Consider the following 17,190-nt stretch of genomic DNA (forward strand, 5'->3'; position numbering starts at 1 on the left):
GGATCCCGGGACACCCGTTCAGGGCGTCGTACTACTTGCTCACTTGCCGCGGATCGCGTCGAACACCTTGGGGTCGACGAGCGTCGACGTGTCGCCCAGGTCGCGGCCTTCGGCGACGTCGCGCAGCAGTCGGCGCATGATCTTGCCGGAGCGGGTCTTCGGCAGTTCCGGCACGACGGTGATCTGGCGCGGCTTGGCGATCGGGGAGATCGCGGTGGACACCTGGGCGCGCAGGTCCGCGATGAGCTGTTCCCCGGTGTTCTCCGCGCCCTCGCGCAGAATCACGAACGCGACGATGCCCTGGCCGGTGGTTTCGTCCGCCGCGCCGACGACAGCGGCCTCGGCGATCGAAGGGTGACCGACCAGTGCGGACTCGACCTCCGACGTGGAGATGCGGTGGCCGGAGACGTTCATGACGTCGTCGACGCGGCCGAGCACCCACAGAGCGCCGTCCTCGTCGTACTTGGCGCCGTCCCCGGCGAAGTACCAGCCCTGCTCGCGGTAGCGCGACCAGTAGGTCTCCGCGTAGCGCTCCATGTCGCCCCAGATGCCTCGCAGCATCGACGGCCAGGGCTGGTCGAGCACGAGGTACCCGCTCGCGCCCGCACCCAACTCGTGGGCCTCGTCGTCGACGATCTTCGCGGAGATGCCGGGCAGCGGAGCCATCGCCGAACCGGGCTTGGTCGCGGTGACGCCGGGCAGCGGCGAGATCATGATGGCGCCGGTCTCGGTCTGCCACCAGGTGTCGACGATCGGGGCGGTGCCGGCGCCGAGGACCTCGCGGAACCAGCGCCACGCCTCGGGGTTGATGGGCTCGCCGACGGAACCGAGCACCCGGATGGACGACAGGTCGTGGGCGTCGGGGATCTCGCGGCCCCACTTCATGAACGTGCGCACCAGCGTGGGCGCGGTGTAGTAGATCGTGACGCCGTACTTCTCGATGATCTGGAAGTGCCGGTGCTCGTCGGGGGAGTTGGGGGTGCCCTCGTACACCACCTGGGTGGCGCCGTTGCTCAGCGGACCGTAGACGATGTAGCTGTGGCCGGTGACCCAGCCGATGTCGGCGGTGCACCAGTAGACGTCGCTGCCGGCCTTGTGGTCGAAGACGTTGTGGTGGGTGTACGACGTCTGCGTCAGGTAGCCGCCCGAGGTGTGGACGATGCCCTTGGGCTTACCGGTCGTGCCGGATGTGTACAGGATGAACAGCGGATGCTCGGCGTCGAAGGGCTGCGCCTCGTGCTCGGGCGAGGCCTTCTCGACCGTCTCGTGCCACCACAGGTCCCGTCCCTCGGTGATGTCGACGTCGATGCCGGTCCGCTTGACGACCAGCACGTTGCGGACCGACGCGGCGTCTGCCACCGCTTCGTCGACCGCGGGCTTGAGCGGAGCCGCCTGGCCGCGGCGCCACTGGCCGTCGACGGTGACGACGAGCTTGGCCTCGGCGTCGTCGATGCGGGAGCGCAGGGCGCCGGCGGAGAATCCGGCGAACACCACCGAGTGGGTGAGACCGAGCCGGGCGCATGCGAGCATCGCGACGATCGCCTCGGGGATCATCGGCATGTAGATCGCGACCCGGTCGCCGGCCACCAGGCCGAGGTCGGTGAAAGTGTTTGCGGCGCGGCTCACTTCCGACAACAGGTCGTTGTAGGTGAGGTCGCGGCTGTCGCCGGGCTCACCCTCGAAGTGGATCGCGACCCGGTCGCCGTTGCCGGCGAGGACGTGCCGGTCGACGCAGTTGTACGCGACGTTGAGGCGTCCTCCGACGAACCACTTCGCGACCGGGGCGTCGGACCAGTCGAGGACCTCCGACCACTCGGTTGCCCAGTCCAGCCGTCGCGCCTGGGTGTCCCAGAAGGCGAGCCGGTCACGGTCGGCCTCGGCCTGCAACTCGGGACCTGCGTTCGCCGCGGCCGTGAACTCCGCGCTGGGCGGGTACACCTCGGGTGCGTCGGTAGCACTGCTCGTCATCTCGGCTTGCCTTCTTTCCGGGTCGAGCTCTCGGGCGGAGCGTCGGGAATGTCGCTGCGACGGTTCTCGCCTTTGTGAGGGTAGTCACAGGTCAGCGACCCTGCAGGGGTACCTCCCGCGGAGTGGCACCGAACTGCGACGGCCGGTCGATTCTCTGCGACGGACGGTCCGGCCACCTGCGGTCGGGGCATACCGCCCGTGACGGAATTCATAGGGGCCGCCGTGTTGCGATCGGGACTCGAACCGGTGCCGATCCGGGCGGGGCGCCCGGCTCCACGACGCGCGGCGCACGCGATCTCTATCGTCGCTGGGACCAACCGATCAGTTCGGGAGGTGGGCGGTGGCCGGTCGTGGAGGCGTCGCGCGGGCAGTGGCGTCGACGGTGGCGGTGGGGCTCGTCGTGTCGGTGACGGCCGCGTGCACCGCCGGGACCGGGCCGGGTACCGGGATCGTCCTGGCGTGGAGCGGCGAGCCGCAGAATCCGCTGATCCCCACCGACACCAGCGACAACACCGGCGGGCGCGTGCTCGACGCGGTGTTCGCCGGCCTGGTCGCCTACACCGCCGACGGCGGTATCGAGAACGAGGTGGCCGAGTCGATCGTCACGCCGGACGCACAGCACTACACCGTGACGCTGGAAGGCGGTTGGACGTTCACCGACGGCAGCCCGGTCACCGCGGCGTCGTTCGTCGACGCGTGGAACTACGGCGCCCTCTCGACCAACGCGCAGTTGCAGGCGTCGTTCTTCGCCCCGATCGACGGCTACGACGAGGTGGCGGCGGCCGACCCGACGGCGCAGACGATGTCGGGGCTGCGGGTGCTCGACGACCGCACGTTCACGATCACCCTGGAGCAGCCCGAGTCGGCGTTTCCGAAACGCTTGGGATTCGCGGCCTACTATCCTCTCCCGCAGTCCGCCTACGCGGACATGCCGGGATTCGGTCGTCATCCGATCGGTAACGGCCCCTACCGATTCGCGAACGACGACGCGTGGCAGCACAACGTGCGCATCGACCTCGTCGCCAATCCCGACTACCGCGGTGGTCGGGTGGCCCGCAACTACGGCGTCACGTTCGTGCTCTACAGCAACCTCGACACGGCCTACACCGACCTGGTGTCGAACAATCTCGACGTCGTCGACGGCGTACCGGCCAGCGCGCTGGAGATCTACGAGGCCGACCTGCCGGGCCGCACCGTCAACCAGCCCTCCGCGACGATCGAGTCGTTCACCGTTCCGCAACGGTTGCCGCATTTCGGCGGAGAGGAGGGGCGTCTGCGCCGGCAGGCGATCTCCCGCGCGATCGATCGCCCGCAGATCACCGCCCGCCTGTTCGCCGGAACCCGTAGTCCGGCGCGAGACTTCACCAGTCCGGCGATCCAAGGCTGGACGCCGGATCTGCCAGGGTCCGAGAACCTCGACTTCGCGCCCGACCGGGCCCGCGCGGACTGGGCGCAGGCCGATGCCATCGCGCCGTGGACGGGGTCGTTCCGGATCGCCTACAACTCCGACGGCGGCCACCAGGACTGGGTCGATGCGGTGTGCAACAGCATTCGCAACACCCTCGGCATCGATGCGCACGGCGCGCCGTACCCGACGTTCGCGCAACTGCGCACCGAGGCGACGAACGGGACGATCGACAGCGCGTTCCGGTCCGGATGGCAGGCGGACTATCCGCAGCAGTACGGCTTCCTGGCCCAGAACTTCGAGACCGGGGGCAGCTCGAACGACGGCGGGTATTCGAATCCCCGGTTCGACGCGTTGCTGCGGGCTTCGGCCGGGGCCACCGATCCGGCGGCGGCGCAACGGGCGATCGACGACGCGCAGGAGATCCTGCTGCGGGACCTGCCCGCCGTCCCGAACTGGAACCGCAACACCACGGGCGGATGGTCCGAGTACGTCACGAACGTGCGGTTCGGCTGGGACGGAATTCCGTTGTACTACCTCATCGAGAAGAAGTGAGCCATGCTGCGCTACACCGGACGCCGTGTGCTGCAGATGATCCCGGTGTTCCTCGGTGCCACGTTCCTGATCTACGCGCTGGTGTTCCTCCTGCCCGGCGACCCGGTCGCGGCCCTCGCGGGCGACCGGGCGCTCACGCCGGCCGTCACGGAGCAGTTGCGCGCCCGGTACCACCTCGACCAGCCGTTCCTGGTGCAGTACCTGCAGTACCTGAAGGGGATCCTGACGCTCGACTTCGGCACGTCGTACTCGGGTCGACCCGTGGGAGAGGTCCTGGCGCAGGCGTTTCCGATCACGCTGAAGCTGGCGGTGACGGCCGTCGTCATCGAAACGGTGTTCGGGGTGGGGGCGGGACTGGTGGCGGGGCTGCGGCAGGGCGGAGTGTTCGACTCGACCGTGCTGGTCGTGAGTCTGGTGCTGCTCGCCGTGCCGGTGTTCGTGATCGGATTCCTCGCCCAGTTCTTCGTCGGAATCCGGTGGGGATGGGCCCCGCCCACGGTGGGCGCGGACACCAGCCTCGCACGAATGCTGTTGCCGGCGTGTGTGCTCGCCGCGGTGTCGTTCGCGTTCGTGCTCCGGCTCACCCGGACGTCGGTCGCCGTGACGCTGGTGTCCGACCACGTGCGCACCGCGACCGCGAAGGGGCTGTCGCGGCGGCGGGTCGTCGGAATGCACGTGCTGCGCAACTCGCTCATCCCGGTTGTCACGTTCCTCGGCGTCGACCTCGCGGCACTGATGGGCGGTGCCGTCGTCACCGAGGGAATCTTCAACATCAACGGCGTGGGCGGCACGATCTACCAGGCGGTGAGCCGCGGCGAGGCGCCCACCGTCGTCTCGTTCGTGAGCGTGCTCGTGGTCGTGTACCTCGTGGCCAACCTGCTGGTGGATCTCCTCTACGCAGTGCTGGACCCCAGGATCCGCTATGTCTGAGAGCGACCGGGCACACGGTATGTGGGCGTCCGCGTGGCGACGACTGCGTCGGCGTCCCGGGTTCGTCGTCGCGTGCGTGATCCTGGTCGGCGTGGCGGCGGTGGCGCTGTTCCCGTCGCTGTTCACCGATCTCGATCCGCGGTACTGCAGCATCGCCGACAGCCTCGCGCCGCCGCGGTCGGGGCACTGGTTCGGGTTCGATCGCCAGGGGTGCGACATCTTCGCGCGGACGGTGTACGGGGCGCGGCCGTCGGTCACGGTGGGGGTGTGCGTGACGGGGGCCGTGCTCGTGATCGGCGTCGTGTCGGGGTCGCTGGCCGGGTACTACGGCGGCTGGGCGGACTCGCTGTTGTCGCGCGTGACCGACGTCTTCTTCGGAATCCCGTTGATCCTCGCGGCCATCGTGTTGATGCAGCTGTTTCCGCAACGGACCGTGTGGACGGTGGTCGTGGTGCTCGCCCTGTTCGGGTGGCCCCAGATGGCGAGAATCACTCGTGGAGCCGTCATCTCGGCCAAGAACAACGATTACGTGCCGGCCGCGCGGGCAGTCGGCATGTCGCATCCGTCGATCCTGGTGCGCCACGTGTTGCCGAACTCGCTCGCGCCGATCGTCGTCGTGACCACGATGTCGATCGGGACGTTCATCGTCGCGGAGGCGACGCTGTCGTTCCTGGGGATCGGTCTGCCGTCCACCACCGTCTCGTGGGGTGGCGACATCAGTACCGCTCAGGTGACGTTGCGGAGTGGTTCGGCGATCCTGTTCTACCCCGCCGGTGCGCTCGCCGTCACCGTGCTGGGTTTCGTGTTGTTGGGCGACGCCCTCCGCGACGCGCTCGATCCCGTCCGGGCGCGGCCGCGATGACCGCGCCGCTGCTCGAGGTGGACGCCCTCGACGTCGCGTTCGGATCGGGGCCGACGGCGGTGCGCGCCGTGCGGGAGGCCGGCCTGACGGTGCATCCCGGCCAGACGGTCGCGGTGGTCGGCGAGTCCGGATCCGGCAAATCCACGCTCGCGCACGCGATTCTCGGTTTGCTGCCGACAGGCGGACGGATCACCGGCGGGCGGATCCGGTTCGACGGCGCCGACCTGGTGGGGGCATCGGCACGGCAGCTCGTCCGAATCCGGGGCAGCGGGATCGGGTTCGTCCCGCAGGACCCCGCGACCAATCTCAATCCGGTGTGGCCGGTGGGATTCCAGGTGCGGGAGGCGCTGATGGCCAACGGTGTCGCGTCGGGCCGGGCGGCCCGGCGCCGCGCCGACGAACTGCTCGAGGAGGCCGGGCTCGAGGACGCCGCCGACCGCAGCGGGCACTATCCGCACGAGTTCTCCGGAGGCATGCGGCAGCGGGTCCTCATCGCGATCGGGCTCGCAGCGCGGCCGAGGCTGTTGATCGCGGACGAACCGACGTCGGCGCTCGACGTGACCGTGCAGCGGCGCGTGCTCGACCACCTGTCCGGGTTGACACGTGAGCTCGGCACCGCGGTCCTGCTCGTCACCCACGACCTCGGGGTCGCCGCCGAACGCGCCGAGCACGTGGTCGTGATGCACCGCGGGCGGATCGTGGAGGCGGGCCCGGCCGAGCGTCTACTCACCGATCCCCGGGACGCGTACACCCGCCGGCTCGTCGCGGCGGCGCCGTCGCTCGCGTCGGCTCGTGCGCGTCCGCGTGCGGCGGCCCCGGCCTCCGCGGCGCCCCCGCTGCTCGTCGTCGACGGCGTGCGCAAGGTGTTCCGGCGGAGGGGCTCGCGGATCGGCCGCCGTCGGGCGGTCGTCGAGGTCACGGCGGCCGACGACGTCTCGTTCACCGTTGCCCGCGGCACGACGACCGCGATCGTCGGCGAATCCGGATCCGGCAAGTCCACCGTCGCCCGGATGGTGTCGGGGCTGCTGTCGCCGGATTCCGGGACGGTGATGTTCGACGGCACCGACCTCACCACCCTGCAGCGGCAGGCGCCGTTCCGGCGCCGGGTGCAACCCGTGTTCCAGGATCCGTACGGCAGCCTCGATCCCACGTACTCGGTGCAGCGGATCATCGAGGAACCACTACGGGTGCACCGCGTGGGCGACCGGCGCACGCGGGCCGGGCGGGTGCGCGAGCTGCTCGACCGGGTGGCGCTGCCGTCGGAGACCGCCGACCGATTCCCCGCCGAACTGTCCGGAGGGCAACGGCAGCGGGTCGCGATCGCGCGTGCACTCGCGCTCGGCCCGGAGCTCGTCGTCTGCGACGAGGCGGTGTCCGCACTCGACGTCGTCGTGCAGGACCAGATCCTGCGACTGCTCGACGAGCTGCAACGCGAGCTGGGGCTGACGTACGTCTTCATCAGCCACGACCTCGCGGTGGTACGCGCGATCGCGGACCGGGTGGTGGTGATGCACGGTGGTCGGGTGGTCGAGGCGGCCTCCGCGGCCGAGGTGTTCGAACATCCGACGCACGAGTACACGCGACGCCTGCTCGACGCGATCCCGCGCGGCCGGCGGCGTTGACCAGTCACACGGCGATCGGGGTGGCGACCACCGGCAGGTAGCGTCTGGGCTGTGAGTGTTCCCGTGACTGATCCTCTGCGGCCGCTGTTGGACCTGCCCGGTGTGGTGGAGGCGGCCGACCGCGCCCGCGACGCGCTCGGCGAGGTGCATCGGCACAAGACCAACCGGCGGGGGTGGCCGCAGACGGCCACCGAGGCGTCGGTGCGCGCCGCGCGGGCGTCGGCCGCGATCGACGGTGGTTCCACGGAACTGCCCACCCCGGGCACGGTCGGCGACCCGGTGCTCTCGGGGGCGCTGCGCGTGGCGCAGGCCCTGGACGGGGAGGCGCTCACCGTGATCCTCCCGACCTGGCAGCGGGCGCCGCTGCAGGCCCTCGCCCGGCTGCACCTGCTCGCCGCGTCCGACCTCGTCACCGATGCGGAGACGCTCGGACGTCCGCGGTCCGAGCCGGGCGTGGGGGAGCGTCTGGACATGCTCGCGCAGCTCGTCACCGGCGGGACGAAGGCACCTGCCCCGGTGCTGGCGGCCATCGTGCACGGCGAACTGCTGGCGCTGCAGCCGTTCGGTGTCGCCGACGGCATCGTCGCTCGCGCGGCGTCCCGACTGGTCGCTACCTCGACGGGGCTGGATCCGCACAACCTCGGCGTGCCGGAGGTCAGCTGGATGCGTCGGGTGCCGGCCTACCGGGACGGCATCGCCGGGTTCGCGGCCGGCACACCCGAAGGAGTGGGCAGCTGGGTGATCCTGTGCTGCGGCGCGCTCGAAGCCGGTGCCCGAGAGGCTATGTCGATCGCGGACGCGGCCACCGCGGGCTGAGCCGGCCCGCACATGCGAAGCGGGTGGTGCCGTCGACCGTGGTCGGCGCCGCCACCCGCTAGCACGGACTGCCGGGTTACCATGCGTGCACATGTGGGTTGTGTGTCACGGCCTCGGCGCTGGCTCGATCGGTGCCGGTTCGTTCCCGCAACTGGTGCGGGACCCTTACCGTCAGGCGTCCGAGTCTCGCAGGCCCACAACGCTTCTGCCCTTATAGTGGCTTGCTGCTTCGCGTGGGTACCTGGTGCCCGTGCTGGGAAGTCCGTGCGGGGGATCGGCCCTTCTCTTCCGGATCGACCCTGGCCTTCCGGCATTCCGTAACTCCTTTGTACCCTCTGCTCCACCCCACTTCAAGAGCCAATTTTCCTTTGTGTCAGACGCTCGTTCACCGTTTCCGTCGACGCGCCCCGTAGGTGAACGCGCCGACGACCGCAGCGCCCGACAGGAGGGCGGCGGCGGCCGCGGCGGCGCTCCGCGGTGAGGCGTGCAGCCGGGACCGCATCGACACCGGGTTGGAGAAAGACAATACGGGCCAACCATTTTCGGTCGCGGCGCGGCGCAGTGCCCGATCCGGGTTGACGGCGGTGGGGTGTCCGACGGCGGCGAGCATGGGCAGATCGGTCACCGAGTCGGAGTACGCGTAGCACCGCGTCAGGTCGTAGCCGTGACTCGCGGCGAGCTCGCGCATCGCCTCGACCTTGCCGTCGCCGTAGCAGTAGAACTCGAGCTCTCCGGTGTACCGGCCGTCCTCGACGACCATGCGGGTCGCGGTGCTGTGGGTGGCTCCCAGTGCGGTGGCGATGGGCGTCACCACCTCCTCGCCGGAGGCCGAGACGATCACGACGTCGTGGCCCCGCGCCCGGTGGTCGGCGATGAGGTCCACCGCCTCCGCGTAGATCAACGGATCGACGATGTCGTGCAGGGTCTCGGCGACGATGGCGCGGATCTGTTCGACGTCCCAGCCGGCCGTCATGTTCGTCAGGTGTGCGCGCATGCGCTCCATCTGGTCGTGGTCGGCCCCGGAGAGCAGGAACAGGAATTGGGCGTAGCTGCTCTGCAGTACCGACCGCCGCGTGATGAGCCCCTCGGCGAAGAACGGCTTGCTGAACGCGAGTGCGCTGGACTTCGCGATGACGGTCTTGTCCAGATCGAAGAACGCGGCCACTCGGTCGCGTTCCGGATGTGCGCTCGGTCGGGCGTTCACGTGACCAAGAATAGGGGAGCGGGTCCGTGGCGTGGCTCACTGTGCGCGGATTGTCGGACGCGACCTGCAGTTCCGCGCTTTCCTGCGGGATATCGGAACTTGCGAATATTCGTGGATCTGGGTGTAGTATTGCTTCTACCTGGACGCGATCCAGGCGTGTTCAGCCCGACCCCCCGGGGCTGAACTCTGACGACCCCCGCCTCCTCCCCCCCTGGCGGGGGTCGTCCCCTTTCTCGGCCAGGTTCCGGCCGTGCTCCCGTGCTGGTCGCGCCTTCTTTTCCTCGCCCTGCTTCCTCGGTGTCGCCCACCGAATCCTTTCCGGCCGGCGCCTTCTCTCGTGCGGTTCCTCGGCCGCGAGGCCATCACCCGCGTCCTCGTCGGGCTATTTCTCGACGGTTCGTGCGCGCAGTGCGGTCTCGGCTATTCGCATAATTGGTACGTTCGTACCGAAATTGATCCACAGGCTCCGAATTACTCCACATTCTCGTTCGACGCCTTCCGGTCGGTCTCCGCGAAACGCAGGCTGGCGGCATGAACATCAGCGATTCCGGGGTCCGGCGTGGCGTACTGGGCATCGTCGGCCCCGGCACGATTCTGCAGAGTCTGCGGTCCGTCGCTGCCGCGACCGATCAAACCTTCGTTGAGGCGTCGCTCCCTGTCGGGCGGTCCGAGTGGGAATCGGCGGACCTCGTGGTTCTGGACGCCGCCGCCGCCCGGGGCTGTGCGACGCGACTGCCCCGGCGAGAACAAGTGCTGCTCGTGGCCGACGGCGTGCCGACGCTCGCCGACTGGCAGGCGGCCACCGCGGTCGGCGCCGCCAGCGTGCTCGGGGTACCGGACGACGAAGCCGCGCTCGTCGCGGCCTTCGCCGAGCCCCGGGTCCGGACGCCGGGAGAGGGGGCGGTGATCGCGGTGGTCGGCGGGTGCGGGGGAGCGGGCGCCTCGAGCCTGGCCGCGGCGGTCGCGCTCGAGGCGTCACGTCCGCGTGGTGCCGGGACCGCGGGAGCGTGGGCGCTGCTCGTCGACGTCGATCCCCTCGGCGCCGGGCTGGACCTGCTTCTGGGCATCGAGGGGAAGCCGGGGCTGCGGTGGTCGGGGCTCGCGGTGGAGGGAGGGCGTGTCTCGGCGGAGGCGCTGCGCGCGGCGCTCCCGGCGCGATCCGCTGCGCTGAGCGTCCTCTCGTGCGATCGCGGGGACACGGGCGCACCCACACCGGCGGCGGTCACCGCGGTCGTCGAGGCCGGTCGCTCGGTGGGCGGACTCGTGGTCTGCGACGTGCCGCGCCTTCCGTCCGCGGCAGGCGACAGCGTGCTCGACGTCGCGGATCTCGTCGTGGTGGTCGTGCCGGCGACCGTGCGGGGAGGTGTCGCGGCCGAACACGTGCTGGCGCGGGTGTCGGAGCGAAACCCCAACCAGGGGATCGTGGTTCGTGGCCCCGCCCCGGGCGGGCTGCGGAGCGGCGATCTGGCGGGGAGCCTGGGGGTCCCACTGCTCGCGGCCGTGCGCCCCGAACCGGGGATCGACGCGATGCTCGAGCGTGGGGGCTTCGATCCCGGTCGGCGCTCACCGCTCGCGGCGGGGGCGCGCGCGGTGCTGGACGTGCTCGCAGCCCGTCCGCGCCGGCAGGGGAGGGCGGCGTGACCGTCGAGCCGGGTCGGTCGGGGACGCTGGCCTCCCCGGATCTGCTCGAGCGGGTCCGGGAACGACTGGCCCTGACGGAGGGCGATCTCGGCCCGGCCACCGTGGCGTCGGCCATCCGGGCGGAATCCGGTGGCGTGCTCGGCGACACCGACCTGTTGGCCGTGTTGCGCACGCTGCAGACGGAGCTGACCGGCGCGGGACCCCTCGAACCACTGCTGGCGCTGCCCGGTGTCGCGGACGTCCTCGTCACGGCGCCCGACGCGGTGTGGGTCGACCTCGGCGCCGGACTCGAACGCACAGCCGTGTCCTTCCCCGACGAGGCGGCCGTGCGGCGGCTCGCCCAGCGGCTCGCGCTGTCGGCGGGCCGACGTCTGGACGACGCCCAACCCTGGGTGGACGGGCGCCTCGACGGCATCGGCGGCGGGGACCTGGGCGTGCGCCTGCACGCGGTGCTCGCTCCCGTCGCGCAAGGCGGCACTTGCGTGTCGTTGCGTGTCCTCCGGCCGGCCACCCAGGGATTGGACGACCTCGCCGTGCGCGGGGCGGTCCACCCGCAGGCGCACGCGCTGCTCGAGGAGATCGTGCGCGCGCGGCTGGCGTTCCTCGTCACCGGGGGCACCGGCGCCGGCAAGACGACGATGCTCGCCGCCATGCTAGGCCGGGTCGATCCGAGCGAACGGATCGTCTGCGTCGAGGACGCCGCCGAGCTGGCGCCGTCCCACCCGCACGTCGTGCAGCTCGTCGCCCGGGCCCCCAACGTCGAGGGCGTCGGCGAGGTGACGGTCCGCGATCTGGTGCGGCAGTCGCTGCGGATGCGGCCCGACCGCATCGTGGTCGGGGAGGTGCGCGGGGCCGAGGTGGTCGATCTGCTCACCGCGCTCAACACCGGTCACGACGGCGGCGCCGGGACGGTGCACGCCAACTCGCCCGGTGAGGTGCCGGCCCGGCTGGAGGCACTCGCGGCGCTCGGCGGCATGGACCGCCGGGCTCTGCACAGCCAGCTCGCCGCGGCGGTCCAGGCCGTCCTGCACGTCCGCCGGGACTCCTCCGGGCGTCGCGGACTCGTGGAAATCGGTGTGCTCGAAAGGGATCCGGCCGGTACGGTGCGCGTCGTGCCGGTCTGGACCGCAGAGGCCGGCCCGGCGCCCGGAGGCGCGGCGTTGCGCGCGTTGCTGGACGCGAGGAACGCGCGGTGACGGCCGCTCTGCTGTGTCTGGCCGGGGCGATACTGGTGCTGCCCACTCGTGCGGCCCGGATCCGGCTGCGGGGGGTGCAGGGCAGGCCGGTGGCGCCGCGCGGTGCGGTGGCGCGCGTTCGGCGGGCGGCCTCTCGGCGCGGCCTGTCCCCGGTCGATCTCGCGTTCCTCGTGTGCGTACCGCTGGCGGCGCTCGGTGCGGTGACTCCGGCCGTGGCGGCTGCCGTGCTCGCGGCCACCGTCCGTCGGCGTCACCGGCGCCGGCGCGCGGCCGATCACCGCGCGCGCCAACGGCGCGGTGTGCTGGCCGGGCTCGACGTGGTGATCGGCGAACTGCGGGTGGGGGCACACCCGGCGGTCGCGTGCGAGACGGCGGCGGCCGAGTGCGACGGCGTGGCCGCCGACGCGTTCCGGTGTGCCGGCGCCCGGGCGCGGCTGGGCGGCTCGGCGGCCGGCGGCCTGCTCGTGCCGAGCAGCGTGGTGGCCGACGATCTGCAACGGATCGCGAATGCGTGGGCGGTCGCGGAGAGTCACGGTCTCGCGCTGGCCGATCTGTTGCAGGCGGCCCGATCGGATCTGCTGGGACGCAACCGGTTCCGCACCCGCACCGACGCGTCGTTGGCGGGCGCGCGGGCCACGGCGGCCGTGCTGGCAGGCCTACCGGTGCTCGGCATCGGGCTGGGCCAACTCATGGGCGCTGCGCCCGTCACGGTCCTGCTCGGCGGCGGGCTCGGCGGGGTGCTGTTGATCGCCGGCACCGTACTGGTCGCGGCCGGACTGGCGTGGACCGACCGGATCGTGGACCGGGTGATGGCGTGATGTGGGCCGCGGCATTGGCCCTCGCGGGGGCGGCACTCGTGACGCCCGGTCCGTCGGCCCCGCGGCGGCGCCTGCGCGGTACGGCGACGCCGGGTGGGGCACCGCCCCCGGCAGTCGACCCCGCGCCGACGTCGACCGATCCGCTGGCGGTCGCCGGCGCGTTCGACCTGCTCGCCGCATGTCTGCGGGCCGGGCTGCCCGCGTCCGCCGCGGCCGCTGCCGTCGGCCCCTCCGCGCCGTCACCGCTCTCCCGATCGTTGCGACGCACCGCCGATCTGCTGACGCTCGGCGCGGATCCGGCGACGGCGTGGGGAGTCGTGGCCGGTGACCCGGCCACGGAGGCGCTGGCGCGGATGGCGCGCCGATCGGCGCGATCGGGCGCGGCGCTGTCGGAAGCGATCGGGGAACTGGCGACGCAGCAGCGTGCCGACGCCGAGGACCGTGCCGTCGCGGGGGCGGAACGGGCCGGCGTCCTCATCGGGGGCCCGCTGGGACTGTGTTTTCTGCCGGCGTTCGTCTGTCTGGGAATCGTTCCGGTGGTGATCGGACTCGCCGGCCGGGTACTCGCGGGAGGGCTCCTGTGAGCCGCCGGGGACGGGCCGTCGCGGAAAGGCCGCGGCGGATGGGAAATGAGGGGGAAAGATATGTGGATCAGCAAGTTGCACCACCTGCAGGCACGCCTCGTGCTCGCCGCGACCGCAGACGACGGAATGTCGACGGCCGAGTACGCGATCGGGACGATCGCCGCCGCGGCGTTCGGGGCGATTCTCTACACCGTGGTCACCGGGGATTCGATCGTCTCCGCACTCACCGGGATCATCGACAAGGCGCTCGCCACCAAGGTCTGAGGGCGCGGCTCGCTCGCGGGGACGACGGTGCCGTCACGGTCGAGGTGGCGATCGGCATCGCCTCGATCGTGACGGTCGTTCTCCTGTGCGTCGGCGCCATCGCCGCCGCCTCCGCCCAGGTGCGTTGCATCGACGCGGCCCGCGAGGCGGCCCGGCTCGCGGCCCGCGGTGACCGGACGGTGGCCGTCGACGTCGCCGGCCGGGTCGCACCGCCCGACGCCGACATCACGCTGCGGGAGGACGGCGAATTCGTCACGGCGACGGTACGGGCCGGGGTCCCGCTGCTGCCACTGGTCGTGCTGTCGGCGGAGGCCGTCGCCGTCCGCGAGCCCGAGGCGGCAGACGAATGAGCCGTGGGTGGCGGGACGAGTCCGGTGGCGCGACGGTGTTGGCGTGCTTCGCGCTGGCCGGGCTCGTGGCGGTGACGGCCGTCCTGTTGCACCTGGGTGGGGCGGTCGCGGCACGTCACCGGGCGCAGGCGGCCGCCGATCTCGGGGCACTGGCGGCCGCCCAGGCGCTCGCCGAGGGCAGCGAATCCGCCTGTGCCGCGGCGGAGTCCGTTGCACGGCGCATGCGGGTTGCGGTGGGCGAATGCAGCGTCGAGGGATGGGACGTCGTCGTGTCGACCGAGGCGCCGACGGGGTCGAAGGCCCTTCAGCTCGGCCCGGCTCGGGCGGTCGCCCGAGCCGGGCCGGCCGAGTGAACCCGTCAGGCGCGCGGTTGCGGGTCCACCGCGTCGAGCACCGCGGCCAGGACCCGGATCGCGCCGTCCTTGTCCAACGGGTGATTACCGTTGCCGCACTTGGGGGAATGCACGCACGACGGGCATCCGGCCACGCATTCGCACGCCTCGATCGCCGACCGGGTGGCGCTCAGCCAACGAACCAGCTCGGCGTGCCCGCGGTCGGCGAACCCGGCGCCGCCCGGGTGCCCGTCGTACACGAACACCGTCGGCAGTCCGGTGTCCGGATGCAGCGCCGTCGAGACCCCGCCGATGTCGGCACGGTCGCACGTCGCGACCAGCGGGAGCAGACCGATCGCGGCGTGCTCGGCGGCGTGCAGTGCGCCCGGCGTCCGGTCGGCGCCGATCCCGCTGTCGGCGAGCAACTCGGGCGTGATCGTGTACATCACCGCGCGGGTGTGCAGCGTCTGGGCGGGCATGTCGAGTTCGACGGAGTCCAACACCTCACCGGACGGCAGCCGACGCAGGTAGCCCACCACCTGGTGGGTCACCTCCACCTGCGCCAGCGCGACGTCCACGTCGCCGTACCGCTTGTGCTCGCCGACGTCGGCGATCCCGATGTCGGTGACCTCCCGGGCCGACGTCGTCCATTCCGGCTGCTCGGCGTGGACGATCGCGATGCCGTCGTCGAGATCGAGGTGGTCGACGACGAACGACTCGCCCTGATGGATGTGAACGGCACCGGGGTGGACGGTCGCCGGCGCGCGGCCCCCGTCGACCGTCCCCAGCAACCGCCCGGACTCGCCGTCGACGATCGCGATCTGGGTGCCGATCCCGCCCCGGATGTCGAGAGCACCGTGGGGGTCGACGTCGGGGGTGACGAACCAGCCGCGCGAGCGGTGCCGGACCACGCCCTGCGCGGCGAGGTCCGCGAGCACGTCCGCCGCGCCGAACTCCTCCACTTCGGCATCCGACAGCGGCATCTCCATCGCCGCGCACAACAGCTGCGGGCCCAGCACGTACGGGTTGGTCGGGTCGGTGACCGTCGCCTCGACCGGGCGGTCGAGCAGCGCCGACGGATGGTGCACGAGGTACGTGTCGAGTGGATCGTCGCGGGCGACCAGCACCACCAGCGAGCCCTCGCCCCGCCGCCCCGAACGGCCGGCCTGCTGCCAGAACGAGGCGACCGTTCCGGGGAACCCCGCGACGACGACGGCGTCCAGTCCGGCGATGTCCACGCCCAGCTCGAGCGCGTTGGTCGTGGCGACGCCGAGCAGCCGTCCGTCCGCGAGCGAGGCCTCGAGGTCACGGCGGTCCTCGGCGAGGTAGCCGGCGCGGTAGGCGGCCACCCGGTCGGCCAGGTCGGGGTCGATCTCGGACAGGATGCGGCGGCTGCCGATCGCGGTCAGCTCCGCGCCGCGGCGGGACCGGACGAAGGTCAGTGTCCGGGCCCCCTCTACCAGCAGATCCGACATGATCCGCGCCGCCTCCGATCCCGCGGCCCGCCGAACCGGGGCACCGTTCTCCCCGGTCACCGACTCGAGCAGCGGCGGCTCCCACAGCGCGATCGTCCGGGGGCCGTGCGGCGAACCGTCCTCGGTGACCTCGGCGCACGGTGCGCCGATCAGCCGTGACGCGGCCGCCCCCGGCTCCGACGTCGTCGCGCTCGCGAGCACGAACACCGGGTGCGCGCCGTACCGTGCCGCGAGCCTGCGCAGGCGCCGCAGCACGAGCGCGACGTTCGACCCGAAGACGCCGCGATAGGAATGGCACTCGTCGACGACGACGTACCGCAGGTTGCGCAGCACGTGCGACCAGCGCTGGTGCGAGCGCAGGATGCCGATGTGCAGCATGTCCGGATTGGTGAAGATCCAGCGCGAGTTGGCGCGCGCCCACTGGCGGATCTCGGTCGGGGTGTCGCCGTCGAAGCCGCACGGATGGATCGACGACAGCTCCGCCTCCGACTCGGTCAGCGCCATCGCGGCCCGCAACTGGTCGGCGCCGAGAGCCTTGGTCGGGGACAGGTACAGCGCCGTTCCCCGCGACTGTCCGGCGAGGTCGGTCAGCACCGGAAGTTGGTACGCCAGCGATTTGCCCGACGCCGTGCCCGTGGCCACGACGACGTGGTCGCCGCCCGCTGCGATCGTCGCCGCCTCGGCCTGGTGACGCCACGGCTGCGGAATCCCCGCCTGCCGAAGGGCGCGCACCACGGCCGGATCCGCCCACTCCGGCCACTCGGCTACCTGCGCGACCCGGGCCGGGAGTTCGGAAGTGAACGTGAGCGGACGCTCGCCGGGAGGGGTACCTGCCAACACGCGATCGAGCAGTGTGCGTCCGAACGAGTCGGGACCGGTTTCGCGCGTGCGACGGGCACGCGGCGAGGTGTTCACGGGCGCCCCTTCCGGAATTGTCCGATGCAAGTCTCGTCCCGGGGTCCGGATCGCGCCGGGCGCCCCGGACCTGGGCTTTTGATCCTATATGGGGTGTCCGAACGGGGTCGGCGAGGGGTGTACTCGACGGTAACTGGAGTGGCACTCCGTGCAAGATCATCCGTTTGCAGTTTTTGTTCGTCTTTCGACTGTTGCAGGGGCGGCGGACGTGGTTGACTATGACCTGGTCGCAGCTTCTGTGTTCGTTTAAACG

The 17,190-nt window shown here is 71.5% G+C and carries 15 protein-coding genes; 12 read left to right on the forward strand and 3 right to left on the reverse strand.

The annotated features are described in order from the left end of the window. Window positions 1-39 precede the first annotated feature (39 nt). Entirely contained in the window at window positions 40-1,968 is a 1,929-nt protein-coding gene (gene acs / locus E7742_RS21220) for an acetate--CoA ligase (protein WP_137800746.1), read from the reverse strand. A 340-nt stretch (window positions 1,969-2,308) separates the two neighbouring features. Between acs and E7742_RS21225 the strand changes: the two genes are divergently transcribed. From E7742_RS21225 to E7742_RS21245, 5 genes are all read left to right on the forward strand, one after another. Then, window positions 2,309-3,928: a peptide ABC transporter substrate-binding protein gene (locus E7742_RS21225; RefSeq protein WP_175420547.1), complete on the forward strand. Its 1,620-nt coding sequence runs from the start codon at window positions 2,309-2,311 to the stop codon at window positions 3,926-3,928. 3 nt (window positions 3,929-3,931) lie between these two features. Continuing rightward, window positions 3,932-4,858 carry an ABC transporter permease gene (locus E7742_RS21230; protein ID WP_137800747.1) on the forward strand — a complete coding sequence of 309 codons (927 nt, stop codon included), beginning with the start codon at window positions 3,932-3,934 and terminating at the stop codon, window positions 4,856-4,858. 19 nt (window positions 4,859-4,877) lie between these two features. Next, complete coding sequence (locus E7742_RS21235) at window positions 4,878-5,720, forward strand: ABC transporter permease (protein WP_137801342.1); 843 nt, start codon at window positions 4,878-4,880, stop codon at window positions 5,718-5,720. Then, window positions 5,717-7,342, forward strand: a complete 1,626-nt coding sequence (locus tag E7742_RS21240) for a dipeptide ABC transporter ATP-binding protein (RefSeq protein WP_137800748.1) — start codon at window positions 5,717-5,719, stop codon at window positions 7,340-7,342. Before E7742_RS21235 ends, E7742_RS21240 begins: the two co-directional genes overlap by 4 nt. Before the next feature lie 63 nt (window positions 7,343-7,405). Beyond that, complete coding sequence (locus E7742_RS21245) at window positions 7,406-8,158, forward strand: oxidoreductase (RefSeq protein WP_137800749.1); 753 nt, start codon at window positions 7,406-7,408, stop codon at window positions 8,156-8,158. 385 nt (window positions 8,159-8,543) lie between these two features. Here E7742_RS21245 and E7742_RS21250 read toward each other — a convergent pair whose 3' ends face one another. Continuing rightward, a complete protein-coding gene (locus tag E7742_RS21250) occupies window positions 8,544-9,362 on the reverse strand; it encodes an HAD-IB family hydrolase (protein ID WP_137800750.1) in 819 nt (272 codons plus the stop codon). 531 nt (window positions 9,363-9,893) lie between these two features. Between E7742_RS21250 and ssd the strand changes: the two genes are divergently transcribed. The 7 genes from ssd to E7742_RS21290 are packed head-to-tail and all read left to right on the forward strand — an operon-like array spanning window position 9,894 to window position 14,568. Continuing rightward, window positions 9,894-11,003, forward strand: coding sequence for a septum site-determining protein Ssd (ssd, locus tag E7742_RS21260; protein WP_137800752.1), 1,110 nt, complete (start codon window positions 9,894-9,896; stop codon window positions 11,001-11,003). Continuing rightward, window positions 11,000-12,199: a TadA family conjugal transfer-associated ATPase gene (locus E7742_RS21265; RefSeq protein ID WP_175420548.1), complete on the forward strand. Its 1,200-nt coding sequence runs from the start codon at window positions 11,000-11,002 to the stop codon at window positions 12,197-12,199. The genes ssd and E7742_RS21265 overlap by 4 nt, the downstream gene beginning before the upstream one ends. Then, window positions 12,196-13,017 (forward strand): type II secretion system F family protein, encoded by an 822-nt coding sequence (locus tag E7742_RS21270; protein WP_137800753.1) that lies wholly within the window; start codon window positions 12,196-12,198, stop codon window positions 13,015-13,017. The genes E7742_RS21265 and E7742_RS21270 overlap by 4 nt, the downstream gene beginning before the upstream one ends. After that, complete coding sequence (locus tag E7742_RS21275) at window positions 13,017-13,601, forward strand: type II secretion system F family protein (RefSeq protein WP_175420549.1); 585 nt, start codon at window positions 13,017-13,019, stop codon at window positions 13,599-13,601. Before E7742_RS21270 ends, E7742_RS21275 begins: the two co-directional genes overlap by 1 nt. A gap of 60 nt (window positions 13,602-13,661) precedes the next feature. Next, window positions 13,662-13,865 carry a DUF4244 domain-containing protein gene (locus E7742_RS21280; protein WP_137801344.1) on the forward strand — a complete coding sequence of 68 codons (204 nt, stop codon included), beginning with the start codon at window positions 13,662-13,664 and terminating at the stop codon, window positions 13,863-13,865. After that, complete coding sequence (locus E7742_RS21285) at window positions 13,862-14,215, forward strand: TadE family type IV pilus minor pilin (RefSeq protein WP_137801345.1); 354 nt, start codon at window positions 13,862-13,864, stop codon at window positions 14,213-14,215. The genes E7742_RS21280 and E7742_RS21285 overlap by 4 nt, the downstream gene beginning before the upstream one ends. After that, the gene (locus E7742_RS21290) at window positions 14,212-14,568 is read left to right on the forward strand and encodes an Rv3654c family TadE-like protein (protein WP_137800755.1); all 357 of its coding nucleotides are present in this window, start codon (window positions 14,212-14,214) and stop codon (window positions 14,566-14,568) included. The genes E7742_RS21285 and E7742_RS21290 overlap by 4 nt, the downstream gene beginning before the upstream one ends. Before the next feature lie 5 nt (window positions 14,569-14,573). Here E7742_RS21290 and E7742_RS21295 read toward each other — a convergent pair whose 3' ends face one another. Next, a complete protein-coding gene (locus E7742_RS21295; RefSeq protein ID WP_137800756.1) occupies window positions 14,574-16,937 on the reverse strand; it encodes a DEAD/DEAH box helicase in 2,364 nt (787 codons plus the stop codon). Between the last annotated feature and the right edge of the window lie 253 nt (window positions 16,938-17,190).

Origin of the sequence: Rhodococcus sp. SGAir0479 (assembly GCF_005484805.1) — a bacterium.
GTDB lineage: Bacteria > Actinomycetota > Actinomycetes > Mycobacteriales > Mycobacteriaceae > Prescottella.